The organism is Planctobacterium sp. AWM4_229, assembly GCF_056160305.1.
The window spans coordinates 162,826-189,210 of the sequence record NZ_JBSWWX010000008.1 but is presented as its reverse complement, the minus strand read 5'-3'; the positions used below and the strand labels follow the sequence as shown (position 1 = coordinate 189,210).

The 26,385-nt window shown below is 45.7% G+C and carries 23 protein-coding genes; 11 read left to right on the top strand and 12 right to left on the bottom strand.

Going from position 1 to position 26,385, the window contains the following annotated elements; genetic code table 11:
• Positions 1–69: 69 nt before the first annotated feature.
• Positions 70–420, bottom strand: a complete 351-nt coding sequence (locus ACXAGP_RS18465; RefSeq protein ID WP_475263030.1) for a response regulator transcription factor — start codon at positions 418–420, stop codon at positions 70–72.
• Between the two features lie 108 nt (positions 421–528).
• On the bottom strand, positions 529–1,524 hold the full coding sequence (locus tag ACXAGP_RS18460) for a hypothetical protein (RefSeq protein WP_475263029.1): 996 nt from the start codon (positions 1,522–1,524) through the stop codon (positions 529–531).
• 169 nt (positions 1,525–1,693) lie between these two features.
• Here ACXAGP_RS18460 and gorA point away from each other — a divergent pair, with 169 nt between their 5' ends.
• From gorA to ACXAGP_RS18440, 4 genes are all read left to right on the top strand, one after another.
• Entirely contained in the window at positions 1,694–3,043 is a 1,350-nt protein-coding gene (gorA, locus tag ACXAGP_RS18455) for a glutathione-disulfide reductase (protein ID WP_475263028.1), read from the top strand.
• A gap of 71 nt (positions 3,044–3,114) precedes the next feature.
• Positions 3,115–4,056: a GGDEF domain-containing response regulator gene (locus ACXAGP_RS18450; protein ID WP_475263027.1), complete on the top strand. Its 942-nt coding sequence runs from the start codon at positions 3,115–3,117 to the stop codon at positions 4,054–4,056.
• A 167-nt stretch (positions 4,057–4,223) separates the two neighbouring features.
• Positions 4,224–4,988 carry an EAL domain-containing protein gene (locus ACXAGP_RS18445; protein WP_475263026.1) on the top strand — a complete coding sequence of 255 codons (765 nt, stop codon included), beginning with the start codon at positions 4,224–4,226 and terminating at the stop codon, positions 4,986–4,988.
• A 21-nt stretch (positions 4,989–5,009) separates the two neighbouring features.
• Positions 5,010–5,411, top strand: a complete 402-nt coding sequence (locus tag ACXAGP_RS18440; RefSeq protein ID WP_475263025.1) for a response regulator — start codon at positions 5,010–5,012, stop codon at positions 5,409–5,411.
• Here the strand turns inward: ACXAGP_RS18440 and ACXAGP_RS18435 are convergent.
• The 3 genes from ACXAGP_RS18435 to ACXAGP_RS18425 all read right to left on the bottom strand — a co-directional run bounded on the left by ACXAGP_RS18435 (position 5,408) and on the right by ACXAGP_RS18425 (position 11,642).
• Positions 5,408–6,028, bottom strand: a complete 621-nt coding sequence (locus ACXAGP_RS18435) for an HvfX family Cu-binding RiPP maturation protein (RefSeq protein ID WP_475263096.1) — start codon at positions 6,026–6,028, stop codon at positions 5,408–5,410. The genes ACXAGP_RS18440 and ACXAGP_RS18435 overlap by 4 nt on opposite strands.
• A 124-nt stretch (positions 6,029–6,152) precedes the next feature.
• The gene (locus tag ACXAGP_RS18430) at positions 6,153–9,209 is read right to left on the bottom strand and encodes a methyl-accepting chemotaxis protein (RefSeq protein ID WP_475263024.1); all 3,057 of its coding nucleotides are present in this window, start codon (positions 9,207–9,209) and stop codon (positions 6,153–6,155) included.
• Between the two features lie 24 nt (positions 9,210–9,233).
• Complete coding sequence (locus ACXAGP_RS18425) at positions 9,234–11,642, bottom strand: methyl-accepting chemotaxis protein (protein WP_475263022.1); 2,409 nt, start codon at positions 11,640–11,642, stop codon at positions 9,234–9,236.
• A 199-nt stretch (positions 11,643–11,841) separates the two neighbouring features.
• On the opposite strand from ACXAGP_RS18425, the gene ACXAGP_RS18420 reads away from it, so the two are divergent.
• Genes ACXAGP_RS18420 through ACXAGP_RS18410 form a run of 3 tightly spaced genes read left to right on the top strand, consistent with a single transcriptional unit; the run spans position 11,842 to position 14,074 of the window.
• Positions 11,842–12,837, top strand: a complete 996-nt coding sequence (locus tag ACXAGP_RS18420; RefSeq protein WP_475263021.1) for a cytochrome-c peroxidase — start codon at positions 11,842–11,844, stop codon at positions 12,835–12,837.
• Between the two features lie 11 nt (positions 12,838–12,848).
• Positions 12,849–13,472: a cupredoxin domain-containing protein gene (locus ACXAGP_RS18415; protein ID WP_475263019.1), complete on the top strand. Its 624-nt coding sequence runs from the start codon at positions 12,849–12,851 to the stop codon at positions 13,470–13,472.
• Positions 13,469–14,074, top strand: a complete 606-nt coding sequence (locus tag ACXAGP_RS18410) for a cytochrome P460 family protein (protein ID WP_475263018.1) — start codon at positions 13,469–13,471, stop codon at positions 14,072–14,074. Before ACXAGP_RS18415 ends, ACXAGP_RS18410 begins: the two co-directional genes overlap by 4 nt.
• Positions 14,075–14,128: 54 nt before the next feature.
• Here the strand turns inward: ACXAGP_RS18410 and ACXAGP_RS18405 are convergent, their stop codons facing one another.
• Complete coding sequence (locus ACXAGP_RS18405; RefSeq protein ID WP_475263017.1) at positions 14,129–14,620, bottom strand: hypothetical protein; 492 nt, start codon at positions 14,618–14,620, stop codon at positions 14,129–14,131.
• Entirely contained in the window at positions 14,617–15,813 is a 1,197-nt protein-coding gene (gene nhaA, locus ACXAGP_RS18400) for a Na+/H+ antiporter NhaA (protein ID WP_475263016.1), read from the bottom strand. Before nhaA ends, ACXAGP_RS18405 begins: the two co-directional genes overlap by 4 nt.
• Positions 15,814–15,931: 118 nt before the next feature.
• Here nhaA and nhaR point away from each other — a divergent pair, with 118 nt between their 5' ends.
• Positions 15,932–16,834 (top strand): transcriptional activator NhaR, encoded by a 903-nt coding sequence (nhaR, locus tag ACXAGP_RS18395; RefSeq protein ID WP_475263015.1) that lies wholly within the window; start codon positions 15,932–15,934, stop codon positions 16,832–16,834.
• A gap of 23 nt (positions 16,835–16,857) precedes the next feature.
• On the opposite strand, the gene ACXAGP_RS18390 is transcribed toward nhaR, so the two are convergent.
• Positions 16,858–17,514, bottom strand: coding sequence for a methylamine utilization protein (locus ACXAGP_RS18390; protein WP_475263014.1), 657 nt, complete (start codon positions 17,512–17,514; stop codon positions 16,858–16,860).
• An 80-nt stretch (positions 17,515–17,594) separates the two neighbouring features.
• Entirely contained in the window at positions 17,595–18,917 is a 1,323-nt protein-coding gene (locus ACXAGP_RS18385; RefSeq protein ID WP_475263013.1) for an alpha/beta hydrolase family protein, read from the bottom strand.
• Between the two features lie 134 nt (positions 18,918–19,051).
• Here ACXAGP_RS18385 and ACXAGP_RS18380 point away from each other — a divergent pair, with 134 nt between their 5' ends.
• The 3 genes from ACXAGP_RS18380 (at position 19,052) to ACXAGP_RS18370 (ending at position 21,290) form a co-directional block, all read left to right on the top strand.
• Positions 19,052–19,846, top strand: a complete 795-nt coding sequence (locus ACXAGP_RS18380; protein ID WP_475263012.1) for a LytR/AlgR family response regulator transcription factor — start codon at positions 19,052–19,054, stop codon at positions 19,844–19,846.
• Between the two features lie 3 nt (positions 19,847–19,849).
• Positions 19,850–20,293: a YaiI/YqxD family protein gene (locus tag ACXAGP_RS18375; RefSeq protein ID WP_475263095.1), complete on the top strand. Its 444-nt coding sequence runs from the start codon at positions 19,850–19,852 to the stop codon at positions 20,291–20,293.
• A 121-nt stretch (positions 20,294–20,414) separates the two neighbouring features.
• Positions 20,415–21,290 carry a substrate-binding periplasmic protein gene (locus ACXAGP_RS18370; RefSeq protein ID WP_475263010.1) on the top strand — a complete coding sequence of 292 codons (876 nt, stop codon included), beginning with the start codon at positions 20,415–20,417 and terminating at the stop codon, positions 21,288–21,290.
• A gap of 58 nt (positions 21,291–21,348) precedes the next feature.
• Here ACXAGP_RS18370 and ACXAGP_RS18365 read toward each other — a convergent pair whose 3' ends face one another.
• From ACXAGP_RS18365 to ACXAGP_RS18355, 3 genes are all read right to left on the bottom strand, one after another.
• The gene (locus tag ACXAGP_RS18365; RefSeq protein WP_475263009.1) at positions 21,349–22,560 is read right to left on the bottom strand and encodes an alginate export family protein; all 1,212 of its coding nucleotides are present in this window, start codon (positions 22,558–22,560) and stop codon (positions 21,349–21,351) included.
• A gap of 120 nt (positions 22,561–22,680) precedes the next feature.
• Positions 22,681–23,598, bottom strand: a complete 918-nt coding sequence (cobA, locus tag ACXAGP_RS18360) for a uroporphyrinogen-III C-methyltransferase (RefSeq protein ID WP_475263008.1) — start codon at positions 23,596–23,598, stop codon at positions 22,681–22,683.
• The gene (locus ACXAGP_RS18355; RefSeq protein WP_475263007.1) at positions 23,595–26,366 is read right to left on the bottom strand and encodes a nitrate reductase; all 2,772 of its coding nucleotides are present in this window, start codon (positions 26,364–26,366) and stop codon (positions 23,595–23,597) included. Before ACXAGP_RS18355 ends, cobA begins: the two co-directional genes overlap by 4 nt.
• Positions 26,367–26,385: the final 19 nt, after the last annotated feature.

The following is a 26,385-nucleotide window of genomic DNA, read 5'->3' as shown; positions in this document are numbered from 1 at the left end:
TTTAACTGTTAGATAGCTTGATAGTGAGGGTAGCTGAAAATTTATCAAGCGAGAAAGCTCTAAAACTCTCTAGCGAGTTTTGATGAAAGCGACTAACTCCTCTTGAAAATCTGGCTTGCGCAGAAAGCGCACACCAATGCGTTCGACCCGGTGTTGTACTTCTGGCTCTTCTTGAGAGGTCAACATACAAATACGCGCATTAGGGCAGTTGGTTTTGGCTGCAATAGCGACTATCTCGCCATTAGCACCTGGCATATTGTAGTCGATTGTAAAAACATCATAGTCGCCGCTGTTCAGCATTTTCAGAGCAGCATCACCATCTTCAGCTTCATCGAAGGTGGCGTTATCGATCTCTTGTTCTATGATGCGAATGATCATTTTTCGGGTTAACGCGCTATCGTCTATCACTAGCACCCGCATACAGCAGCTCCGTTTATGCCTCAGCTCTTCGGCTCAGGACTTGCATTGCGAAACAACTTTTTTAATTGTTATCTAAATAGTAGACCTACCTTGCAAATTTCACCAAAATTAAATCACATTGTAGAGCCGCTGCTGAGTTTCGCTTATCAAACTCAGTGTTTCATCTGAAAAGGCATCACTTTCCTCACTGATTGCTGCAATGAACTGCCCACCATTCTTAGAGTGCGAGGCCAAAACACACTGTAGCTGTGCCGGATTCAAAGAGATTTGGTGCTCATTGAGTAGGCGCAGTAAGCCTTCGGAAACAAGCGCTTTATAGTCTAGCTGCACTGTTTTACCGCTTTTTACTAAGCTCAAACCGCATTGCAAAACCTTTGACAGAACTTGCAACGGATACCTCGAATAATCAAACACCCCATGACCCGGGTCATTCAATCCAAAATACTCTGGCGCAACAAACTGCGGTATTATAAACGCGCCAGAACGTTTTTTATGGGACAGTAAAACTTCGCTTAAGTCTCTGGTTAGTAACCAGGATTTATTGATAGAAGTGGCTTTTAGCAAACTTTGCCAGTGCAGATTCAACCAGCAGTCCGGTTTAACGAACAACTTTTGCCCTTGCTGCAAAGCCACAAAATTCCACACATTAAAGAGCGCTTCCAATAATCGTTCTTGCTGCTCTACACCAGGATCATGGAACGCCCATTGCCGCAAAATGAAATCAAGAGGCTGCGGCTCACTCAGTACCAGACTATCGGGAGATTCCTTTAAAACGTTGCAAACCAACGTCGAACCGCAGCGAGATATGTGAAATATACAGGCTTCCGTAGTTAAGTCTTGAGCAATGGTTTGGTACGCGAAATCCTCGAAAAATTCCGTTGAACTGAAACGCAGTACGTCTTTAAGGTCATGCTTATAGCCCAACTGCCTGATTGAATCCCGCATAAAAGGTACTTTGAAGTTTAACGCTTCGTATAAACACCATTTTACGAAGACCTTATTATCGTGCCGCTCTATCATTACCGGCAACCAGTTGCCCGAACAGGCCTCTGAGAGGGTTATTGCTTGATGCATAGAGGCATCGTTCCAGAGTTTGTTGCGCATCTGCTTACTCCATTACTTTTTGACTTCAATCAACCAAAACATAGAAACAATTTCCGTATTATTCCGTTCTAATGAATTATCTCGAATCACTCAATCGCTAAAGCTGGTTTGCAATTCTATACTAAGAACCCATAACCTATAGCACAGACGAATTATTTGGAAAAACAACATGGCAGATTTTGATTACATTTGTATTGGTGGCGGAAGCGGCGGTATCGCCTCCGCCAATCGTGCCGCAATGCACGGCCAAAAAGTAGCGCTGATAGAAGGAAGACACATTGGTGGTACCTGCGTGAACGTAGGATGCGTTCCGAAAAAAGCCATGTGGTATGGTGCCCAAGTGGCAGAAGCGATACACCGTTATGCACCTGATTATGGTTTTGACCTGACAGTAAATAAATTCGACTGGCAAACACTGGTGAAAAATCGTCAGGCGTACATTGAGCGTATTCATGGCTCTTACGATCGAGTGCTAGGTAATAACAAAATCACCGTGATTAATGGTTATGGCAAGTTGCTAGACAAAAACACCGTTGAAGTCGATGGTAAGCAATACACAGCAGATCACATTTTGATTGCCACTGGCGGGCGCCCGTGGCGCCCTGAAATTCCAGGCGCCGAGTTAGGTATTGACTCCGATGGCTTTTTTGAATTGGATCATTTACCCAAAAGTGCAGCGGTAATAGGTGCAGGTTACATCGCAGTGGAGTTGGCAGGTGTGCTACACGCACTGGGCAGTGATACTCATTTAGCGGTGCGTAAGCACGCTCCGTTGCGTAACTTTGACTCTATGCTGAGTGACACCCTCATGGAATTAATGGCTGAAGACGGTCCGGCGGTACATACCCATTCAATCCCACAGAGTGTTGAAAAACTAGACAACGGTATGCTGAAATTGACATTTACCAATGGTCAATCCCTGGAAGTAGAGCAGGTGATATGGGCGGTGGGTCGTGTACCGGCCACTGACAACCTGGGGCTGGAAAATGCAGGTGTAGAAGTTAACGCAAAAGGTCACATCATTGTAGACGAATATCAAAATACCACAGCGACTAATGTTTATGCTGTGGGCGACAACATTGGCAGAGTAGACTTAACTCCCGTTGCCGTGAAAGCTGGACGCACTCTGTCAGAGCGCCTATTCAACGGCAAAACCGAGGCTAAAATGGACTACGATACCATCCCAACAGTGGTATTCAGTCATCCGCCGATTGGCACCATCGGATTATCGGAAGAGGAAGCTAAAGAACAGTACGGCGAGCAAAGTGTAAAGGTATACAACAGCAGTTTCGCTGCTATGTACACCGCGGTTACGCGCAATCGCCAGCAAACCAAAATGAAACTGGTGTGCGTAGGACCAGAAGAAAAAGTGGTAGGCCTGCACGGTATCGGCTTTGCCATGGATGAAATTTTACAAGGCTTTGGCGTTGCCATAAAAATGGGCGCCACTAAAGCCGACTTCGATGCCTGCGTGGCTATTCACCCCACCTCTGGTGAAGAATACGTAACGATGCGCTAAACTCAGCGTTATGATACAAAAGGCGTGGTGGCGCGTAACGATAGCACGCCTTTTTATTTTAGGGAGTATGATTGAGTAACTGTTCACCTGATAGCCTGGCAAAAGTGTTAATCATTGATGATGATAGCTATTTTCTGGAAATGGCCAGTGAAGCACTGTCAGATATCTGTGATGTGGAGACCTATCGAAATCCACAGAAGGGGTTAAAGCGAGCTATGCAGGACCCTGCGCCCGATCTCATCATCCTGGACGTGATTATCCCCACCATGTCCGGTTATCAAATCTGCCGAGAGCTTAAGCAAAACGCCAAAACCTTTAACATCCCAGTGTTTTTTATTTCTTCGCTTGAGCAAATATCCGAAATTACCCGCTGTTTCGATTTGGGCGCGGTAGATTTCATTGGCAAACCGGTACAAATGCCATTGTTGCTGGCAAAGGTTAAGAATCACCTGATGATGAAATTGCAACGGGATATGTTGCAAGAACTCGCCACCAAAGACCCACTAACCGGACTGGATAACAAGCGCAGTTACGATCAAACCCTGCAAAATGAATGGAAGCGGGCAAGTCGGGATGAATTGCCATTAAGCCTCATCGTCTGTGATATCGATTTTTTTAAAAACTACAATGATCATTATGGCCATGGCCAGGGAGACAGTTGTTTAAAGCAAGTGGCCAGAAGTATCTATAACACCGCGAATCGTCCGGGGGACATGGTAGCCCGTATCGGTGGAGAAGAGTTCGCCATCATTCTACCCAATGCCGATGAGCAGGGCGCCTGGCGAGTGGCCAATAACGTGCTGGTAAGCCTGCGCAATAAACAGTTACCGCACGCCAAATCTGAGGTACACAAATACGTTACTTTAAGTGTCGGTGTCGCAACGGTAAAACCAGACCACAAAGAATCGTCAGAGAAGTTGTTTGAGGCTGCAGATTCCGCCATGTATGAAGCAAAACAAAATGGTCGAAATCGAGTGATTGCCCATCAGCAAAGCGATGGCAAAAAGTCTTGAGCCTCATATTCTGAATCTTTTTTCCATCACTATTTTCGCCTCTACGACTAAAGTCGTAGACGCTTACGACTTTAGTCTAATCACGTACTAAAGCAATTGTTCCTAACAAGCGTTTTCCACTATTTTCACTACTGAAACAGAAATTCAAACATTGTGGAGAGACAGCAATGCAACTTAGCGGCACGCCTGCCATTAATATTCAAGGTAAAGACGCGTGTCCTGCCGACACCTCTCTCCAGGTAACATTTCAACCTATCTTAAACATGGATACTCAACAGGTAACTGGGGCAGAAGTACTACTTAGGGTGCACAATGACCAGCAACTGATGTCCACCACAGACTATGTTTCCAGCGCCACAATTTGCGGCAACATATCAGAGTTAGACCGCTGGGTGATCGAAGAAAGTATGCAAGTTTATGGGCAATGGTCAGAGAAGTATCACCACGCTATTTTCCTCAGCATCAACATCGCTGAAGCCACGCTGATGCGCCCTGACTTTCCCGGCTTTTTGCAACACTGCTTATCAGAATATTTGTTTTATGCTGAGTTTCTGGTGCTGGAAATTGATTGTCAATGCACCACCAATGCGCAGTGCCAGGCAAATATCGAAGCCATCAGGGAGCTGGGGGTTCAATTCTCCATCAATAGAGTTGTTAACCCGGAACAGTTGACCCAACTATATCAGGACAAACAATACAGCTGGTACAAACTGCATTCTGAAGCACTCAATTACCTTCGCAACCCTACCTCTATTGCAGCCTTGATACAGCAGATGGAAAGCAACTATGTGAGCACCATCGCCACCAATATCGAAAACAGCGACCAACTGGAGCTTTGCAATTTACTTGGCCTGCGTTATTTTCAGGGATATTTGGGCTCCAAGCCACTTTGCGGTGAAGAGTTTGAAAGCTGGTTTCTGGCTTCCGCCTGACTTAGGTTCTCTGGAATAACCATGAATCTGAGCAAAATAAAAATATTAGTGGTAGACGATGAACCGCTCACCCTTGAACTTATGCAGCATAGTCTGGAAGCATGCGGCAAGTTTTCTGTTACTACCAAAACCCGCTGTCATGAAGCGTTGAAACTTCTTACTCGCTTTCCAGACAGTTTTGACATTATTTTAAGTGATTGGAACGTACCAGGCTTAAGTGGTTTGGACTTTTTGAGACGCGCCAGAGAAATATCTCCTGATGTGCCTTTTATCATGGTAACGGGTAACAGTGATAAAACTCATGTCATAGAAGCGATAGCCGAAGGTATCAGCGGCTACGTGGTAAAACCTTTTCGGCAACAAGGTTTGTTGGAAAAAGTCGGCGACGTATGGTGTCGCCACCAATTTCCCGAGCAAATCTAAAAATCCGCCTTATCTGTAAAGCGTCTTTGCAGCCAATAATCCACACTGACGTACTTGCCTCCTCCGATGAAAAACAAAGTCAGTAACATAATGAAATAGGTAGCCGCGAATTCTATACCGTTGTTTAAAATGACAAAATTACCGCTAGAAGTCAGCCAGTCGTAATGACCATGCTGCTGTAACAAGGACTTTGCAGCGGTTAGCTTTTCTGGCGCTTCCATTATCGCAGGATTGCTAAGTATAGTGCCATCAGCCAGCCAACTACTGGCATCAGCGATGGCAAGCCAACCATTTTCCAGGTGCACCGTAACCGCCGCCACCAGCATGGTAACCATCAATGGAATGGCAACAAGTCGAGTGGCCAGACCAAGCAGTAACAAAATAGCACCGAAGAACTCTGCACCTACCGCTAACGCCGCCATTAAAGCCGGCATGGGCAGCCCCAGCCCCCAATCGGCATTGCCAAACCAGGCGACGGTATCCTGCCAATGATTCATTTTATTCCAGCCAGCCTGCATTAACACAGGTGCCAGATATAAACGCAATAATAAAGGAGCGATGAAATCGAAGGCTTTAGTACTATCTAAACCATGCTGAAATTGTTTGACTAAGGGGATCATGGGCATCTCTTTACGATAATTAATAATAACCAGGGCACTATTTTGCACTTTTAGCGAAATAGACTATTCGGCCTTATAAGACCTGGCCACAGGCCAATATATTGCAAAAAGATTTATCAGACTAACTAGCCAGCCCGCTAGAGGTTTCCACAGGCAAACCGTCATCTGTACTAATTTTGAAGCGCTTAACCAACTCATTCATATTGTGGGATTGCTCGGTAAGTTGTTTTGCAGAATTATTCGACGACATCACAAGAACAGCATTCTCAGTTGCGAGTTTGTTGATGTCATCAGTGTATCGAAGGGTTTCCTTAACGACCTCTGTTTGTGAGTCTGTGTCTTTGCGGATGTCCAGCATAGCCTCGGCAACATCTGATGTGGAATTTAAGATGTCTTTCAAGGCACCAGCAGCTTTGGATGCCATTAACTTCCCATCTGTAACCTTTGAATTACTGTCACCAATTAGCGCTTCAATATCTTTCGCTGCGCCAGCGGAGCGCATTGCCAGAGCTCTTACTTCGGTGGCCACAACTGCAAATCCCCGACCAGACTCCCCAGCTCTTGCCGCTTCGACAGCGGCATTTAGCGCCAGTAAATTTGTTTGGAATGCAATGTCATTAATTAAACCGATAATGTCGCCAATCTTCTCGCTTGAATGTGCAATGTCATTCATCGCACCAATTAATTGCCCTACAACCCTTTCGCCATTGGCCGCAACATTGCTCGCGTTTTGCACTATTTGCTCAGATTTATCTGTTTTTTGCGCGGTGGCAATAATTTGCTCATTCAGAGATTGCATTTTGCGCAGCGCCAGATTCACGGCTTCAGCTTGCTCTTGAGCCTTATGGGATAAATCGTCATTGTTTTGCGCAATAGAAAAGCTTTCCGACGCGACATTGTTTGCCGCCTCTTTGATACTTGCAATGAGCAGTGAAATTTGATGCACCGAACGATTTATGTTCTGCGTCACTTCGCTGAACACACCGTTGTAGTTACCTTGTATTTGTTGAGTCAAGTCGCCTTGTGACAACGCTTGAGAAACGTTAGCAGTGTTATTAAATACCTCACCACAGGTGGACACTAAAGCATTGATATCACCACTTAAATCAGCAAAAAAGCCCGTTTTGCCCTGCTCTGGGATAATTTCAGACAAATCGCCGTTGCGGGCGTTGCTCACAATGCGCTGAATATCTTCTTCTATAATTTGAGAGAGCTTCGAAATGGATGAATTGGCATTGTTCTTCAATTCATCAAAACTGCCCGCATATTGGTTATCAATCTTAGTTTTCAGATCCCCGCTTCGCAGTGCCTCAAAAACACTATTGGTGTCTTGAATAATGCGTTTACAGTTGCTTACCAGCTCATTGATACCCGTGGACAGATCCAGATAAAATCCTCTTTTATCGCCTTCGTGAATTCGCCGCTCCAATTCTCCCTGGCGAGCTTCATTCACCAAAAGCTGGATATCCCCTTCCACTACCGTTTTAATTTTATCAACCGTCGCATTGGCATCCTTTTTCAACCGCTCGAAGGCTCCGTGATATTGCTTCTTAATACTTTGCTGTAAGTCACCATTGGCTAAAGCCGCAAAAACTCTTCCGGAGTCAGAAACAATGCTTTCGCACTCTGAAGTCAGCTCGTTAACACCTTGCGCTAATTTTAAATAGGCCCCCTGTTTGCCCTGCTCTTCAATGCGATTGGTGAGATCGCCCGCTTTAGCAAAATCAATGACTTCCTGTACATCAATTTCGATAGTCTGCTTCAGTTGATTTCTGGTGGCGTCAATACTCTGTGCAAGCCCGGCAAAAGCACCGCGATAACCTTTTTTCATTTCAGTATTCAGTTCACCATCAGCCATATCCTTTAACACAGCTGAGGCATCTTCAATAATATTGCGGTTTATGGCAATCAGTTCGTTAATTGCCATTGAAAGGCCACGGTAGAAACCTTTTTTATCATTGAAGTCCAATTCGGTATCTAATTCCCCTACATTTGCTCGTTCTACCAAAGGCCGAATTTCATTGTCGATACTCTGTTTTAATGACTCGATGATGGTATTGGCGTCATCTTTTAATTCACCAAAACGTCCTTGGTAATTTTTAACAATTTGGCAATCAAAATTTCCTTCTGCCAACCCTTTCAATACTCTGCCGGTGTCAGTAATGATCTGATCGGCTTCGTAGACTAGGTTATTTATGCCGGAACAGATATCTTTAAAGCAGCCATCCAATTGCGCATCATTCACCTGGCCTGACAAATCACCAGATTGCGCTTTTTTAACCAGGTTATTAATATCTTCGTCAATGACTTTTTTGAGCTTTGCTTGCATCGCTTCCATCGACAAAACAAGTTCGCCAATTTCATCGTTAGATTTGACACTGACCTTGGTGTCCAGGTTGCCTTGGGCAATATTGCTGGCCATGGTGGTGGCCTGTTTTAGCGGTGTGACAATGGAGCGAACAAAAAACAAGGTTGCTGCTGATAAAAACAAAATGGCTAACGCTGAAAACACAATAACGGTTTGATTGGCGGATTGAATTTGGGATTCAAAAGACTTCGCAAGTGCCTCAATTTCTTGATTGGCGGCAGCCACTTTTAAACTGCTTGTTTCATCCTGCCTGACGCTGGTAGACACTGAGCTTAAACTCTTGGCACTTTGACTCACAAGCTGCGTAAAACTGTCTAATTGCTGCATGGTGGCATTTAAACTCACCACACCATCACGCCCTATCTTTTCACCCGAGGCATTAACCGAATTTACAACGCCTTCGAGTGCCTCTAATACATCCTCATCTTCGATGTCTTCTGAAATCATATCCAGCTCGTCGATGATAAAAACTTGGGCGTTAGCAAACTCACTAATATCCGCTTCCAGCGCCTTTATTTTGCCGTTAAGCAACTTTATTTGTTCTGAGAGTGACAACATCTCCTGTGAAACAGACACCAGTTCAGTGCTACTTTGTGACAAATTTTGATTCATTTGTCTGGCGCTAACATTACTGGTTTGGGCCTGATTAAGTATGTCAGAAAAACCCGCGCTCAACTTGGCAAATGCCTGGCTATTGATAAGCAGTAAAAACAGCAATGATGCACTCACCAGAAAACCGCCAAGATACAGCTTCTTAGCCAACGTCATTCTCACTAAATCAGCACGCATTACTGTTAAACTTGGCAACATTCACGGCTCCGGGTGTAATAGGTTTCAGGCTTTTGAAAGTGATTTAAACTCAGGCATCAAGGTATATAGCGACTCGACAAAATTGCCATAATCAGCACCTCGTTTGTCGATGGATAATTTAAGCATTGCCTTATCTTCAGCTTTATGGGTTTCTTCAATTGTCACCGTTAAAACGAGTGGAGATTGTTGTCGATATTCAACCGTACTCGTTTTGGGTGTGAACAAGGAAACTTCAAACTGTTCTCCCGAAGCTTTGTCGAGCTCCTCTAGATAACTGAGCTCAGTAGTCACACACAAATGGCTAATGGACAGATTTTCAGTCAGCATATCCCAATGCTGATCTCCAGAAGAAAGACTGGCCTTTATTCGGCAATCAAAACACATATCCTGCGCGCCTTGCCTTGCGTTTTGCTCAAACTCGAAATGGGATAGTGAATAATTCACTGCAGCAATAGCTTCGTTTAGCACCTCAGAAGTACCATTGACGATTTTTGCCTGACGCGCATTCTGATCCAATGATTCTAATAGCTGTGCTAATTGGTTATGCAGCTGTCCCAGCTCTGCGGTTTGTTTATCAGAATGAGCGACTAACACGTGATTTTCAGAAACGACTCTGTCCATGGCTGACATCATTTTTTCCATGGCTTCTTCACTCTCTAGTGAGCGGGTCTTTCCTTTGTTCACTTGCTCCACGATAGCTTTGATACCTGTCTGAACATCAGCAACGATGTCGCCCAGCTCGGCGATAACCTCTCTGATTTCATTAGTTGAATTTGAGGTTCTTTTCGCTAAATTTCGTACTTCTTCGGCAACAACAGCAAACCCTCGTCCATGCTCTCCAGCTCGCGCCGCTTCGATTGCCGCATTCAACGAAATTAAATTAGTCTGGTCTGCGACGTCATTAATGGCGCTGGTGACTTCAGAAATTTTGTCTGACGCCACTTTTAAGTTCTCAACCTTGTCAGACGCTTCCTGCACAGCGAGTACTGAGCGATCCATTTCTTGCAGATTAAGCTTGGTGGCAGCAATTCCGCTTCGAGCCAGTTCAATTGAGGCCCCTAGCTCGTTCTGTGCTTTTTGTACTATGTGCTGAGAGTCGGTCTGGATTTCCCGGAATAATTCCAAAGCATGCCCTATGGCGTCAGAATTTTGTTTTTCCTTTTCAGCCTGTTCGCGAATGTCTGTGGCCAAGGAAGCCACGTATTGTGCTGCAGCCTTGGATTGAAATGAGCGAGTTTTGATGATTTTTATCATAGATGACAAGGCACTTGCCATCGCATTAAAGCTGGCATCCAGCCGCTCAAACTCATCTTTGGCATCCGCCAACTCCATCTGTTTGTCTATCACCAGGTTACCAGCCGAAATAGAGAATGAGCGCTCCATCATTTCCTGAATATTAGTGTCGAGATAGCGGCTAATGCCCACATTAACCGCCAGCGAAATAAATACCACTACCAATGAAACCGCCAAAATCTGCCATTGCAAATCCGCTTGTCCATCTTTGAGCTGTGATTGAGCTGACGAAACCACTTGCTCCACTGCATCCTCTAGCGACTTTAAGATGTCTCCAATTCCCTGAATCAACGGTTCGATATCATTCGCCAGTATGTAGTTAGCTCGGTTGTAATCCGGTTTTTCATGCGCCTGAAAAATGCGAATGGTAAGGGGAGCAAATGCTTCCCGAAGAGCAGAGTAGTTCTCCCAATGCTGTAACTGGTCGTCAGTTAAGTATTCTTCATAATCCTCGAAAATAACCGTGAAGTGATCACCATTGAGCAGCCACTGCTCGTTAAATTGGGATTGAAAACGCAAGTTTTTGGTGAGTAAAAAGGCTCGTAAATTCCCCACTGCAGCAGCAAACGTTGCTCTGGAGCCAGCGAGATTTGCGAACAGCTCTTTGCGATCTTCATCCGCATCTTCTGCGGTTTCAAGCTCGCTGATAACGCGCAGTTCCTCCAGCATTTTTTCAGCTATGGGTACGGCTTCCTCAACAAGTATCTTTTGTGCCGGGACATTCTCAGGTGTGTTGGCAATGGCGGAAACCTGTGTAAACAGCTGACGCAGTTGCTCAATTTTGATTTTTAACTGCTGTCCTTGTGCAGGGCTAACACCCACTACCTCCGCACCACGAATAACTTCGCTCAACTCACTTTCTATGGCTTCAAATGCACTCTTTTGCTGTGCAATAAAGCGCTGTCGCTCTTGTGGGTTGTTACCGAGGATGATCTGGCCGCGAAGGGCTGCCAGGGATTTATTGACTAGTGTATCCAAGCGATTAACCGAAATAGCCAGTGGGATTTTGTTGTCGGTTACATCTGTAATGGAATCTTCTACTTTGTTGCTGGTGAACAGGATAATGCCCGCCATTAACACCACTAACAAAGTAATCAAGCCAAAACTTAGCAACAGTTTTAGTTTTAAGGTCAATTGCATAATAGTCGTAAACCAGTCCAGGTGGTAAAGAGTTGTAGCAACCAGACTAGTGTAGTGCTTTTGTTATGAAAAAGATAATTGCCCAATTTTGGGGCATTCTTAGAAAGGACTGAATTCGACCTTGGTCTAATAGCGATTGATCTTTAATTGACTAGACTTAGTAACAAAATTTGAACCAATTGAGCGGATCGCACAATTTATGAACGTTTTCAGAGGCTTTTTCGCCGCATTTATTCTAGTGATTAGTTTTAGTGGTAACGCCAAAATTGACTTACCCAACTTCAACCTCGGTACGCCGGATATTGATGATATTGAGTATCCCGATGATGAGCCCCACAGCGAAGAAGAAGTTGAACTGGGAAAAATGCTATTTTTTGAACCGCGCCTTTCCATAAATAACAACCAATCCTGCGCCACCTGCCACAATCCCGAGTTGGGTTTTAGCGACGGTTTAAAACTGGGTTTAGGCACCAATGGCAATCGTTTAGGTAGAAATGCTCCCCACATCTATAACCTGGCCTGGAGCAGCAGCTTATTTTGGGATGGCCGCGCCTCAACCCTGGAAGAACAAGCCTTAGGGCCTATTGTTGCCGAAGCCGAAATGGGCATGTCGCCAGAACTCACGTTATCACGTCTGCAGGAAATCAAAGACTACGTAAATCGGTTTGAAACCGTTTACGATGACGGTTTGACCTTCGAAAACGTGGGCCGCGCAATTGCTGCATTTGAACGTACTTTTATCTCTGATAATTCAGCATTTGATCAATACATTGCTGGTAACGAAGCGGCCATGTCGCCTTCAGCGATTCGCGGACTCGAATTATTTGTGGGTAAAGCCAACTGCGTTAAATGCCACGATGGAGCAAACTTTACTGATGACAGCTTCCACAATATTGGCGTCGGTGATAAGGATCCCGGGCGCTATGCGATAGTGGCCGATGCCACCTTAAAAGGCGCGTTTAAAACGCCCGGCTTGCGTAACATCATATTCTCTGCACCTTATTTACACGATGGTTCTGCGGCTTCACTGGAAGAGGTAATTGAACTTTACAATAAAGGCGGAGAAAAAGGCGTAGAAAACCTTTCTCCCCTGATTGTTCCATTAAATTTATCTGCCCAAGAAAAAGCCGACTTAGTGGCATTTCTTGGCGCATTGACTGACACTGTTGTTGTCGAACGTCCAAAACTACCTTGAAGGAAGCTACGATGAAGATGTTTAAATTCGCAATATTAGCGTCATTAATTACAGGTTCTGCCAATGTGATGGCGGATGCTATCAGCGGCAAACTGGTGTTTGAGAAAAAACCGCCGTTTGCTGGAGCCTTGTACGCCGTCGAGAATTCTGGCTCAGGCAATACGGCTGCCAGCCTCGACCAAAGCAACAAGGTTTTCAACAAAAAAGTATTTGCTATCAGCAATGGTGGCAAGATCGAATTCAAAAACTCCGACAGTTTTCAACACAATATTTTTGCCGATGATGCCAATTCAGGCGTTCGCTTTGATGTGGGACTGATGGAGTCAGGCACAGTGACCAATCTGGATGTTGAGTGGAAAGAAGATACGCTCACCCGCATAGGCTGTAAAATTCATCCAAAAATGCGCTCTTATATTCTCAACACTAACTCAGACAATGTGCAATTGTTCGAGTTTGAGAAGAAGGTCAGCGAATACGATATCAAACTGGATGGTTTGGACAGCAGCAATACCCAATTTGTATTAACCCTGCCCAAATATGATGACTTAGCTTTTGAATTAGCGCCCGGTGAATCAAAAACACTGGAAGTGACACGCAAGGGCAAAAAGAGAGCAACGTTAACGGTAAGCAGATGAAATTAAAGCTAATTAGCACTGTATTAGCCGGTTTCTTGCTTGGCTCCACCGGTTTGGCTGTGGAAACCGTAACCTCTCCTTTTGATATTCATCCGTTTAAAGCACCTGAGGAATATCAAGCTGAGCTTGCAAACTATCGCAGTACTTGGGACCGTATGACGGGCTTTGAATATTCTGGGTTACATTGGAATCAATTTATTGTGGTGTATCTCAACAAAGGGGCAGAGTCTTATCGCAACAACTACTCTGAATATCTGCGCTTTTATCAGGATATGGACGATGATGAATACGAGGATGAAGATGAAATTCCTGAGCCAAAATTCAAACCCTATCCAACCGGCACTATCGTATTGAAAGAGAATTTTCTGGCAAGTGAGGGGTCACCCAACACACCCGTTTCGGTCACTATGATGGTAAAGAAAGAAGCAGGATACGATGACGCTGCCGGTAATTGGGAGTATGTGCAGTTTGATCCTACAGGTAACATCATCTTAAAGGGAAATAGCCAGGATCCAGTGATCAACAAAGCCTGTGCCAGCTGCCATATTAACATTGCAAGCCGGGACTACATCTTCGCCAATTATTTTTCCAAAGCGAATTAGAAAAGGGCCTTTCGGCCCTTTCCTTAAAATAATTTACCTTGGCACTTTTACCAATTAGTTAACCATAATATTGGTGGAATTCTCACAGGGGTAGCGCTGCTTTAAAAGAGCATACAAATACTCGGAGAGTGGATTACCTGGGATTTCGTCCGCCGCATTAAAGTGCTCCTGAACACTTTGCAATAGATCTAGCACCACCTCGTGAGTGACATCATCGTCCGGTAAACAAAACCCAGCGTATAATGTAGCAGGTGTTTTTGTCCGTTCCATGCCCACTCGTGTTCGGTAGGCTCTGTTTTCATAGCTGGACTCAAAGGCACTCTTATCCACCTGTTCCATGATCACGGTATCGGTGATCACCGCGCCTTGCAAAAAGCCACGTATGTATTGATAGCAGCTGGTAATAAATACCGTGCTGGACTTGGTGTTCGTCTCAACACACATTTGATTCATATCCTCGTAAAACTCTTCATCCGATTTAGCTTGAGCGCCAAAAGTAAGGGCTAAAGACACCAGCAAAAAACTAATATTGACTAACTTTTTCATACTGTTTCCCCTGCAACCTCTTCTTTACTCTCGGGTTTCGCCTTCATGATCACAATTGCACCGACGATGGCAGACAATAAAGACCCCATCAGAACCCCCACTTTAACACTGAGCTGGTAACCCATGCCTTGCTCTTCAAAAGCTAATGAGCCAATGAACAGACTCATGGTAAAGCCCACACCACATAACAAACTCACACCGTATAGTTGCGCCCAGGTAGCTTCTTTGGGCATTTTTGCCAGCCCAGATTTAATCACTAAAAAACAGGTGCCGAAAATACCAATTTGCTTGCCCACAAAGAGACCTGCCGCGATCCCCAAAGTGATAGGGTTAAACAGATCCTCCATGGTAGCGCCGACAATCTGTACACCCGCATTAGCAAAGGCAAAAATAGGCAATACCATGAAAGAAACCCAAGGATGCAATGCGTGCTCCATATGAGGCAGCATTGCGTGGCCGTCAGGATTTTTAACTTTGAGTGGGATAAACCAGGCCAGTGCAAAACCGGCAAGTGTTGCGTGCACACCCGATTTTAATACGGCTGCCCACACAACGACGCCAATCAATAAGTAGGCGGCTTGATAGCGCACATTAAAGCGATTCAAAACACCCAGGACGGCTAATCCTGTGGTGCCCACAATCAAGGAGAGAATGGACAAGTCTTGTGAGTAGAACAAGGCAATGATAACAATCGCGCCAATGTCATCGAAAATGGCAACACTCAATAAAAACAGCTTTAATGACAAGGGTAATCCCTTACCAAACAAGATGAAGATACCCAGCGCAAATGCAATATCCGTCGCCGCCGGAATGGCCCAACCATTGACGGCAATGGGATCGCCGCTGTTAAACCAATAATAAAATACAGCAGGAACGGCGATACCCGCGATGGCGGCAAATGCAGGCAAGGTAATTTGTTCCACGGAGCGCAATTGCCCGTCTAATACTTCCCGCTTAATCTCCAGTCCAATCAGGAAGAAGAAAATCGCCATCAAACCATCGTTGATCCACAAAATCAGAGGCTTAGCAATTTCAAATGCGCCAAATTTAAATACCACGGGTATTTCGAGAAAACCGTTATACAGGCTTTGCATCGGGGTATTGGCCATGACCATAGCCAAAAATGCCGCAGCCACCAACAGAACGCCACCAGCAGCATCATGTTTAAAAATCTGTTTCAATTTATCTGTCATTCCATCCCCCTAAAAAAGTTTAATTTACAACGATCTTTTATTTCGTTAAATTCGTATCTAATGTACTTTTACTCAGTTATTATCTGAATAGATCAACTTTTAGGGTTGTGCCGAAACTATGCAACAGTTGAATTATCACCATCTCTACTACTTTTACGTAACAGCCAGAGAAGGCAGTATTATGCGCGCTGCTGAGCTTATGCACCTTACACCGCAAACGGTTAGCGGCCAGATCGCTACCTTTGAAGACTATCTGGGTAAAAAGCTATTTGACCGAAAAGGCAAGCGATTAATCCTGAATCAACAAGGCCAGTTCGTTTACAGCTATGCAGAAGACATCTTCAGTTTGGGAACAGAGCTTCTACAAAACCTGAAACAAAAAGACTCCGGCCATCACTTGCAATTTACCATCGGGGTAACCGATATTATCCCTAAAGTGCTGGCGTTTGATCTGTTTCGCACCTGTTTAGACTACGACGACAATCTCAAACTGGTTTGCAAAGAGGGGGATTTAAGTAACTTGCTAGCGGAAATGGCGATAAACAAGGTGGATCTGATCTTCTCCGATCAACCCCTTCCTCCCGGGGGCAATGTAAAAGCCTACAACCATTATGTTGGTGAGACGGGCATGGCATTTTTCGCAGATGCCAAGATAGCGGAACCTTTAAAAAACGGCTTTCCGCTCTCTTTACATCAACAACCGTTTTTATTACCGGGAGAAAAATCCACACAATGCGTTGAGCTCAATGCTTGGTTCGATCGCCTGGCGATTGTGCCCGATATTGTTGCAGAGTTCGAAGACAGTGCTCTGATGAAGCTCTTTGGTCAAGGTGGTTATGGTGTTTTTTGTGCCCCCACCCCGATTGCTGATCACGTTACCAAGCAATATGGCGTAGAAGTAGTAGGCACTACTACTGATATTTCTGAAGATTTCTATTTAATTTCGCCAGAGCGAAAACTCAAACACCCGGCAGCACTGCACTTGTTTGAGTTTGCCAACAAGCTTATTAATCCCAAGTGACGGATAAACCTGATTTCTTCTCACTACTCGTAGTCGTCGAAATCTAAATCAAAATCAGATTCCTCAGCTTCTGCAACGTTAACAGGCAAGGTTAAGGCAACGGAATCAGATATTGTCTTTTTTGCAGTGTAGCTGTGACTATCATTTTCCATCCTGGGATGCCACACGGTAACGTCATATTCACCAGCCGGAGCATTGGCAATAACCAACGTCCCTTGTTCATCCGTCATGCCAAAATAGGGGGTTTCGGTAATATAAATATAACCCAACATCCAATCGTGGACGTTGCAACCTAGCTCTACAATGCCGGTTTTGTCGAAGGTTACGGGCGTACTGGCGGTGCCCTCATAAAGCTCCTGCTCGAAGGTTTTTACTGATGAAAAGGAGTATATGTGATGCTTTATATCATCATAATTTGGGAAGTTGACGGTGGAGCCTTTCTGCACAACAAGCACATGGGGATCGAATTGACGATCTCGTTGCCCCATTTCCGCCATACTTTTATTCTCTCCGCTGATGCTGTCGCCTTCTAACAACACCACTACCCCTGCCGCTGGCTCACCACTTTTTTGTTTAACTTCCAGGGTAACCGCATTACTTTGTACCGCCAGCAATGTGCAGGTTGCTAAGACAAAAGGTTGAAATGCGCCGCGCAACCGACGGAAATGGGATAAATGCATGTGTGCCTTCTCAAAACAAATTTGCTTAGTGTTTATTAAGGCAAATTAACCACACAAATACCAGCGCGGCAGCAAATTTTTTATTCTTTGTGAATGGCTTGTACCCAGTCTACAAGTTGTTGAGGCAATGACTCCTGCCACTTTCCTGGCTTGCCCTGAAACGATTCCAATGCGCTATCGTGAAAAGTATCCCAATGATCCAGTCCCGGCACCTTTAACACCTCAAAATCGGGGTGTTGATTAGCTATAAGCACCTGTTCAATTATATCAATGTCGTATTCCGACATTATCCAATCATTCAAACCATAGCGAATACGCACCGGCGCCTTGAGTTTGGCCCACTCACCCGCAAAATTAAAATCCTGCATCTGGTGGTAGAAACTTACAGGTCTACCGTACATGTGAGCAGGACTGTGATAGTTGTATTCTGCCAGTAAGGGATTTTGCTCAATCACCTGCTGATAACTTTTCTTTTCGATCAACATACCATAATAAAGTGGGATGTAAGCACGATTGATTTTGTCATTCACCGTTGTCTGGTCGTCGCCCTTCATAGTGAGAATACGGCGCTCAATTTCCAGCATGTGCTCAAACCATGAACGGTAAAAGGTGCCGTCGGATATCACTCCACTAAGTTGGTATTTATTTACTAAATAAGGAGCAAGTGCACTGCCCATACTGCTGCCATAAACAATAATTCGACTACTATCCACGCGCTTGTCTGCCATCAGGGTTTGCAACGCGACCTCGTAACCATTGAGTTCAGTATGAAAATCGGTTTCAGAGCAACGCCCCTCGCTATCGCCAACGCCGGGCTTTTCTACCCGCATCACCAACATGTCAGAATTGCGCACCAGGTATTGTAAGGAGCGAATAAAGTTAGACTGGCGCCCAGGCGTGTATTCAATGCTGGAACAACTTAAGCCCCCAACAACAAAGATGGCCGGTTGTGGTTGGTCTCTTTCGGGGTAAGTGATTATTGTGCGTTGGCGCAGGTTATAGTCTGAGACAATGGTGCCGTATTCAGTCACCAGATTCTCATACTGCTCTTTGGCAACGGGTTGGAAAACCACGTTTTGTTCACTTACTTGTGTCCCCCGGCGAAATGTCAGTTTGGTGTCGGAGCCTGCTCGCAAGCCATAAATAATATCCCACCACTGATCGCCATTGCGGATAACTTCATTATTCACCGCCAATAACACATCTCCAGGCTGCACACCCGCAGTTTGCAGAACTGACTGAGGTTCAATTGAGACAACTTCTCGTCCTACCGGCTGAGCGTCCTTAAAAGTTGCGTGCCACTTAGCTCGCCGCTGATCTTCTTCCAAAGCCTGTACGGATTGACTTGTAAGCATTAGAGACAAGAAATAAAGCAAAGCCAAAAGCGAATTCATAGACATCATTAATATTTCCTTACCAGTATGCGCCCACGGCGCTTGTGAGTGTTTCGACAGAGCTTCATACTAAGCAGCTGAACAGCTTTATTGGGAGGTTTTATGTCAACTCTGGGGTTTATGATGTTAAAACAAGGAAAGTCATGATGGCGATTTGGAACTGGTCGCCCAATTACAGTGGCTGTTACCTGTTTGGCTCCCGTATTTTTACCCACACGCTATTTTGGGTTGGCTACTATGTGCTGTTCAGTTTCATCTGGGCAAAACCAGAGCAAGGATTGTTTGCTTCCTTTTACCTTGAATTCATCCTCATGCCAGTGCGCATTATGGCCGCATATTGCATGTTATATCTGTTGATACCGGGTTACCTGGTTCAACGTCGATATCGACGCTTTTTTAGCGGTTATGGGCTGCTGATTGCGGTGTCTGGATTTCTGCAATTGTGCTTTGGCTACTTCTTTTATGAAACACTGCTGCCCGGCACTAATAGTGGTTTTAGCTTCAATCTGGCAGGCTGGGTAAGAAACTGCATATTAATCAACACCACTGTATTGTTATTAGGTACCGCCAAAGTCTTTATCTTGTACATTGGACTACAGGAAAAACAAAGCCACAATGACATCCCGCAAGACAACGCCCAAGACTTCATCTTGGTAAAATCAGAAAGGCGTACCTGCAAGCTGTTCTTCCGCGATATCCTGTATGTAGAAGGACTGGGCAATTACGTGACTTATCACCTGGTTAATGACGAGAAAAGGATCGTTTACAGTTCCTTAAAAGACACCCAGGAAAACCTGCCACAGCAATTTTTAAGGTTACATCGCTCTTACCTCATCAATAGAAATGCCATAGAATCCTTCAACAATGAAGAAGTGTTAGTTGCCGGAAATGCGCTACCACGAGGCAAAGACATTCAAGATGCAGAATTGGTTATATAAATGATGAAAATTTGGGTAGATGCAGACGCCTGTCCGGTAGTAGTTAAAGATATCCTGTGTAAGGCCGCTGACCGCACTAAAACACACTGTTATTTCGTAGCTAATCGCTATACCAAACTACCAGGTTCCGAATACCTGCATTCAGTGGTTGTGGAAAAAGGCTTTGATATTGCTGACCATCGCATCGTTAACGATTGCTCAAAAAACGATTTAGTCATCACCTCTGATATTCCATTGGCTTCAGAAGTCATAGATAAAAAAGCGCAGGCACTTAATCCACGGGGGGAACTGTACACGCCAGATAACATACGACAGCGCCTGAACATGCGTGATTTTATGGATACTATGCGTGCCAGCGGTGAACAAACAGGAAAAACCGCCGCCTATGGGCAAAAAGACAAACAAGCTTTCGCTAATCAACTAGATCGCATTCTGGCGCAAAAGTAAAACAACGCACCAGCCTAGACCTTTATTTTACCTTTGTGCTAATTTTGACACCGCAGTGTCATCAGCGCATTATTAACTAAAGCAACTATCAACATTTGGGATCACCCATAAACTCGTGGCTATGGCACGTATTTTATTGAGCAATTCATATCGCAGCGTTCTCCGCCAGGTGAAAGCGCTGAGTTATTCACTCCTCAGCGCATTGTTTCTTGTTGCTACGGTGCATGCTAACAACTCCCAAAGCGGCGATAGCGCAGATGCTGATGACTCCGTTATCAATGTTCGCTTTTGCATACCCAATGCAGATGTTTATCCCTTCTTCATGTTTGATAATCAGACCATAAGTGGAATTAACCCCGACCTTATCCGCGCTGCTTTTAACCACAAACCGCTACAACAAGCCAAATTAGAACTTATTCCAAGACCCTGGAAGCGCTGCAATAAAGAGCTGTTCTCTGGTGAAATTGATATGGTTATAGGTTCATACAGTAAAGAACGTGACGATGTCGGCGTTTACCCCAATGAATTAGGTTATGCATTAGAAGACATGGTGGTATCAACAGCCGATATCTGTTTTCTCAGTTTGCCCGGTGTGCAACTGCAAAAAACCCAAGCAGGCATGCGTGATCATACCGAGTTTTTAGTGGGTATTGAGGCAGGGTTTTCACAATCCCATGGACCCGATATTTCTCCAACCTGGGTAGTAATGTACAACCACTTGGAAAAATACCGATTACTCAAAATGGGCCGAGTGGATGCCATCGTGCAGGTATGCTCTATGGACAATTTTCCCATCGACACTAAGGCCGAAACTTTCGGTTATAAAGACTTCATCACCCTGCAGCCGCCTTATCAGTCCAACCCAGCCTATGTGATTTTTAGCCAACAGTTTGCTGCACAGCAGCCGCTTCTGGCGCGAAAGATTCTGCAGGAAACCCAAAAAATAGATAAACAGAAGATTTACGCCCGATATCACTCCTCAGCAGCAGAGCAATAATACCGGGCAAATAAATAAGCACGCTAAAACATCGTGCTCTGGTCTTCTCAATAGAGTACTAATACTTGGCCAGCAACTGTATCCACACTTTATCAGTGTCTGTGGCATGGGTATCGGCATCATAACTGGCGTATTTGGCCGTCAGTTTGTAATGTTTGGCAAAGCCATAATTTGCCACTAGTCCCAATTCGCTACCGAGATCCGCGCTACCTTCTTCAGCATCAAACTGATGATAGATGGCCGCAACAGATACGCCACCGAGTTTAGTAGCCACTTTAAACCAGGTATCTTCAACACCTGTACCCGGCGTACCGAGAAATTTATCCGTCCAGCCCTGAAACTTGTGCAGGGTGGCCAACGGCGTCTGAAAACCTTTACCGTTATCCGCACCGAGTACTTCAATACCAGCCGCAAACGTAACTCCAGAAACCTTAACACTACCGTCAATGGCATAATAATCAGTAGAATAATCCACCGGATTGTCACCGGTATCCTTTTGGCTGGCATAGCTTAAATGCAAGCCGTAGCCAATATCACCGGATTTGCCATTGAAGTTATAATCAAAGCCCGCGGTGCTATTAGACAGTGCCAGGGCATCGTCAAACTCCATACTGTAGTAAAAGCCCGCAATTTTGTGACCTTTTGCAGGTTGATAAACGACGTTAAACATATGCAAATCGACATCCAGATCGCCATTGGGGTTTTTCGAACCAAAAATTCGATTCACCCGGTAAGAATACGCATAGTCCAGCGTAAAATTTTCAGCCACCTCTGACTCAACGCGCACACCATCGAAGGTTTGCTCGTTTTGACGCCAGGCCACGCCACCAACGAAACGCTGATTGTTGTGGTTAATACGTTGCCGACCGAAAGTGGCTGAAGTCCCCGCTTGAGAGGTATATTTTAAATAAGACTGATTGAGGTCCGAACCCGAAGGGTCTGCCACTACCGGATACGTGGTGTTGCCATTGATGGTATTGTTGTAATCCTTATCCAGTAGCTCGGTAACATAGTCAAACTCCACTAGCGCTTGCCAGCCATTGTATTTTGCCGTGCTGGCAGTTAAGCGTCCCAACAAGGTGTTGGCGCTAGCATCTTCATCCAGCCCATCCTGATCGACACCCTCGTAGCGATAACGCAACATGGTTTTCACGCTACTTTCTGTGATTGCCTCAGCCACGGAGCTGACACCTGATTCGTTCGCCTGAACCAGTACCGGAGTACAAGCCAAACCAACCGCGATAGATAATAATTTCAAATGAGTACGCATTGTGTGTTCCTCTTGCTAGAGCTTGTTGCTCTGGTTGTGTGTTGTTATGGCTAGCAGGCGATCATCCGGACTGCCGTTTAGCTTGGGTGTTTTGTCGGGAACGTTTTTGCGTTTAAAAAATTAGCTGAAAAGACTGGCCTCCTCGCGCAACAAATTTAGATTTACAGTCCATGGCGTTTCAGTGACTCTGCCTACAACCAGCAGCGCGGGACCTTCAATTGGCTGTTGAGCCAGCTTTTCCGAGATGGAATTCAGTTTTCCGTGAATCACTTTTTGAGATTGCTGTGTAGCCTGGTCCACGATAGCGCAAGGCATATCTGCGGCCATGCCGTGGCTCATCAAACGCTGGGCTATAACAGCGATACGCTTTAACCCCATATAAAAAACCAAAGTGTCTTGAGTTTTATGGCTGGCGTTTTGCGCCACCATGCCTGACCAGTCTGGTTCATCTTCAGGGTTTTTCAGCGTTGCCGTAATAAAGCGAACGCTTTGTGCGTAGCGGCGGTCGGTTAATGGCATACCAGAATACGCAGCCATACCAGAGGCAGCGGTAATACCTGGCACAATGGCAAAGGGAATATCTGCCTGTTGCAGCGCTTCACACTCTTCGCTCACCCGACCAAATACCGATGGGTCGCCTCCCTTCAGGCGCACCACTTTGCGGCCCAACCGAGCGTGCTCCACCATCAAATTACATATGGTTTGTTGCTCAAAAGAATGCTGTCCACAGCGCTTACCCACAAACTGACGAATGGCACAAGTCGGGATCAGGCGTAATAGCTCTTCAGACACCAACCAATCGAACAACACCACATCTGCGGTTTGTAGTAAGCGATAAGCCTTGAGTGTTAGTAACTCAGCATCCCCAGGTCCTGCACCTACGATAAAGACTTCACCGGTTCCTGAGTGCCAATTGTGACACTGGTTAGCGTTATGCTGAGCACCTCGGTGCCACCACTTTTTAAGGGACCAACCCGATTGACTATTGCGCCGTTGCATCTTATCAAGCGCACTTAGAATGGCAGTAGCAAAACTCATATCACCTCCTGAGCCAACTCAAGCGATGGCGCGGCATTCAGACTTAATTCTGATTGATGTTGTTTTAGTAAGGTGCCCAATTCCGATTTACAGGAGCCGCAATTGGTACCACATTGTAATTGTTCACCCAATTGCGTAACGGTTTGAGCACCGGCAGCAATGGCATCGGTTATGGTTTTTTCTCTAACCTGGAAGCAGCTACATACCAGTTTGCCTTGCTGATATTCCACAGATGCCTGATTCTTCAGCACATCCACCAGTGTTTCGTCGCTGTATTCCTCTTGGGACAACAAATGCTCGAACCAGGCAGGATTATGATTTAATGGTTGAGTTCCATGCCAAAGCAGCATTTGCAGCTGTTTTTTATCCTTCAATATCAGGTATCCGGTTTTATCTGGCTGCTGCAGCCTAAGTTGCTGATGTTCCACGTGAATCAATGTTTTTAACCATTGACGCTGGCTTTCATCGAATTTATCGAATGCAATTTGATAACAGACGCCCTGCTGCAGCACCTGCTTGTGCCAGTAGGCCTGGGTTTGTGAAAGAACTTGTGGCTCAATGTATTCTCGACTGACAATGCTCACCCACTGTGCTGCGTGCCACGGCTCTATCGCCACCGCAGCGGCTTTGAGTTCAGGCTGGCCGGAAATTGGGTCACCCACCGCCGCCACCAAGCGGTTAACATTGGCATGGGATGCATATTCTTGATTCCAGTGCATTGGTGCAAACAGTTCACCGCGGCGCTGCTTTTTATCGAGCACAGCGGTCAATAAACAAAATTCCTCATTACCTTGCTCACTTTGATGTTTACCCCGCAGTTTGACCAGTTGTCCCTCTTCAATAAGGTACATTTGGGCATCTTTGGGATGAATATGCAGCGTGGGTTTGTCGATGTGTTGACTTAATTGCGCCACTTTCCCGGTGCGAGTCATGGTGTGCCACTGATCCCGAATACGGCCAGTATTTAAGACCAAAGGAAAGGCATCATCAGTTTGCTGCTGAGGCAATACCGGCTTGATGGCAATAAACTGCGCTTTGCCGCTAGCGGTGTAAAAGTGGCCATCAGTAAACAGGCGTTTCATGCCCTCGGGACTAAATTGGGTAATGGGCCATTGGATGGGTGCCAGGTTGTCGTACTGGCGCAGTGACAAGTGACCCAGTCCTGAAATATCAAAATCACGACGGCCATTGTTTTCAAAACCAGATAGCGCAGCATGTTCGTTAAAAATGTCGCAACTGGACTGAAAGTCAAAACCACTGAAGCCCATCTGTTTTGCCACGTCACAAATGATTTGCCAGTCGTGGCGGGCTTCGCCGGCGGGAGCCAATAAACCGCGCTGTCTGGAGATGCGACGCTCTGAATTGGTCACCGTGCCATTTTTCTCAGACCAACCTGTGGCAGGCAAACACACATCGGCAAAGGATAAGGTGTCATTGCTGGCCACACAATCAGACACTACCACCATTTCGCATTGTTTCAGAGCTGCGGCAACGGCATCTTTATCCGGCATACTCACGATGGGGTTAGTAGCCATGATCCAAACGGCTTTCACTTTGCCTTGTTGAATCTGGCTAAACAAATCCATAGCTTTCAAACCAGGCCTTTTAGCGATTGTAGGGGATTGCCAAAAGCTTTGAACCAAAGCGCGATGAGCGGGGTTTTCAATATCCATGTGGGCCGCAAGCATATTTGCCAGCCCACCAACCTCGCGCCCCCCCATAGCATTGGGTTGCCCGGTGATAGAGAACGGCCCACAGCCAGGTTTGCCGATTTTTCCTGTAGCCAGATGACAATTAATAATGGCATTGGATTTATCCACGCCACTGGTGGACTGATTAACGCCCATAGAATAGAACGTCACACTGCGGCGAGTCTGCATAAACCACTGATAAAATTGACGCAGTTGCACTGCTGGTACATCGCTAAACTCACTGACTCGCTCAATACACCATTGTGCGGCTTCTTCCAGGCAAGGCGCAAAACCTTCGGTGTGGCGTTTAATGAAATCCGTATCCAGGGCATTTTGACTGTTCAAATAGTGCAGTAATCCGTTGAAAATCGCAGCATCTGAGCCGGGTTTGATGGCCAGGTGCAAATCGGCCAAGTCACAGGTAGCGGTTTCACGAGGGTCAATTACTACTATCTTGAGAGCGGGATTAATTTGCCTGGCTCGCTCAATGCGCTGATATAACACCGGGTGGGTCCAGGCAGCATTACTGCCAGTGAATACCAATAACTGGGTTTGCTCCAGGTCTTCATAACAACAGGGCACGGCATCGGCACCAAAAGCGCGTTTGTAGCCAGCAACGGCCGAAGACATGCACAACCTGGAGTTGGTATCGATATTACCGCTGCCGAAGTAACCCTTCATAAGCTTATTGGCAACGTAATAATCTTCCGTCAGTAATTGTCCTGACACATAAAAGGCCACCGCATCGGGGCCGTGCTCAGCAATGATGTCAGTGAATCGACTGGCCACTGTCGCTATCGCCTTTTCCCAACTGGCTTTTTCACCTTTAATGGTGGGATGTAACATGCGATTGCTCAGGGTGTTGCTTTCAGCCAGCTTGCTGCCTTTGACGCACAAGCGTCCAAAGTTAGCCGGGTGCTCAGGCGTACCACTGACACTCACAAGTTGCTGGCACAGCTTGCCCTTTTCATCATTGGCCACCGTCAGCTGGGCATCAACACCGCAACCTACCCCACAATAGGGGCACGTTGTGCGTCGCAGGTTGGGAAATGATTCCAGCATGGTTGGATTGTTCACCGGCAAATTCATCAACTGA

What these genes read in the sequence shown, in the direction of transcription:
- ACXAGP_RS18465 (WP_475263030.1), bottom strand. Translation starts at nt 420, where the DNA reads ATGCGGGTGCTAGTGATAGACGATAGCGCGTTAACCCGAAAAATGATC.
- ACXAGP_RS18460 (WP_475263029.1), bottom strand. Translation starts at nt 1,524, where the DNA reads ATGCGCAACAAACTCTGGAACGATGCCTCTATGCATCAAGCAATAACC.
- gorA (WP_475263028.1), top strand. Translation starts at nt 1,694, where the DNA reads ATGGCAGATTTTGATTACATTTGTATTGGTGGCGGAAGCGGCGGTATC.
- ACXAGP_RS18445 (WP_475263026.1), top strand. Translation starts at nt 4,224, where the DNA reads ATGCAACTTAGCGGCACGCCTGCCATTAATATTCAAGGTAAAGACGCG.
- ACXAGP_RS18440 (WP_475263025.1), top strand. Translation starts at nt 5,010, where the DNA reads ATGAATCTGAGCAAAATAAAAATATTAGTGGTAGACGATGAACCGCTC.
- ACXAGP_RS18430 (WP_475263024.1), bottom strand. Translation starts at nt 9,209, where the DNA reads ATGTTGCCAAGTTTAACAGTAATGCGTGCTGATTTAGTGAGAATGACG.
- ACXAGP_RS18425 (WP_475263022.1), bottom strand. Translation starts at nt 11,642, where the DNA reads ATGCAATTGACCTTAAAACTAAAACTGTTGCTAAGTTTTGGCTTGATT.
- ACXAGP_RS18420 (WP_475263021.1), top strand. Translation starts at nt 11,842, where the DNA reads ATGAACGTTTTCAGAGGCTTTTTCGCCGCATTTATTCTAGTGATTAGT.
- ACXAGP_RS18415 (WP_475263019.1), top strand. Translation starts at nt 12,849, where the DNA reads ATGAAGATGTTTAAATTCGCAATATTAGCGTCATTAATTACAGGTTCT.
- ACXAGP_RS18410 (WP_475263018.1), top strand. Translation starts at nt 13,469, where the DNA reads ATGAAATTAAAGCTAATTAGCACTGTATTAGCCGGTTTCTTGCTTGGC.
- ACXAGP_RS18405 (WP_475263017.1), bottom strand. Translation starts at nt 14,620, where the DNA reads ATGAAAAAGTTAGTCAATATTAGTTTTTTGCTGGTGTCTTTAGCCCTT.
- nhaA (WP_475263016.1), bottom strand. Translation starts at nt 15,813, where the DNA reads ATGACAGATAAATTGAAACAGATTTTTAAACATGATGCTGCTGGTGGC.
- nhaR (WP_475263015.1), top strand. Translation starts at nt 15,932, where the DNA reads ATGCAACAGTTGAATTATCACCATCTCTACTACTTTTACGTAACAGCC.
- ACXAGP_RS18390 (WP_475263014.1), bottom strand. Translation starts at nt 17,514, where the DNA reads ATGCATTTATCCCATTTCCGTCGGTTGCGCGGCGCATTTCAACCTTTT.
- ACXAGP_RS18385 (WP_475263013.1), bottom strand. Translation starts at nt 18,917, where the DNA reads ATGATGTCTATGAATTCGCTTTTGGCTTTGCTTTATTTCTTGTCTCTA.
- ACXAGP_RS18380 (WP_475263012.1), top strand. Translation starts at nt 19,052, where the DNA reads ATGATGGCGATTTGGAACTGGTCGCCCAATTACAGTGGCTGTTACCTG.
- ACXAGP_RS18375 (WP_475263095.1), top strand. Translation starts at nt 19,850, where the DNA reads ATGAAAATTTGGGTAGATGCAGACGCCTGTCCGGTAGTAGTTAAAGAT.
- ACXAGP_RS18370 (WP_475263010.1), top strand. Translation starts at nt 20,415, where the DNA reads ATGGCACGTATTTTATTGAGCAATTCATATCGCAGCGTTCTCCGCCAG.
- ACXAGP_RS18365 (WP_475263009.1), bottom strand. Translation starts at nt 22,560, where the DNA reads ATGCGTACTCATTTGAAATTATTATCTATCGCGGTTGGTTTGGCTTGT.
- cobA (WP_475263008.1), bottom strand. Translation starts at nt 23,598, where the DNA reads ATGAGTTTTGCTACTGCCATTCTAAGTGCGCTTGATAAGATGCAACGG.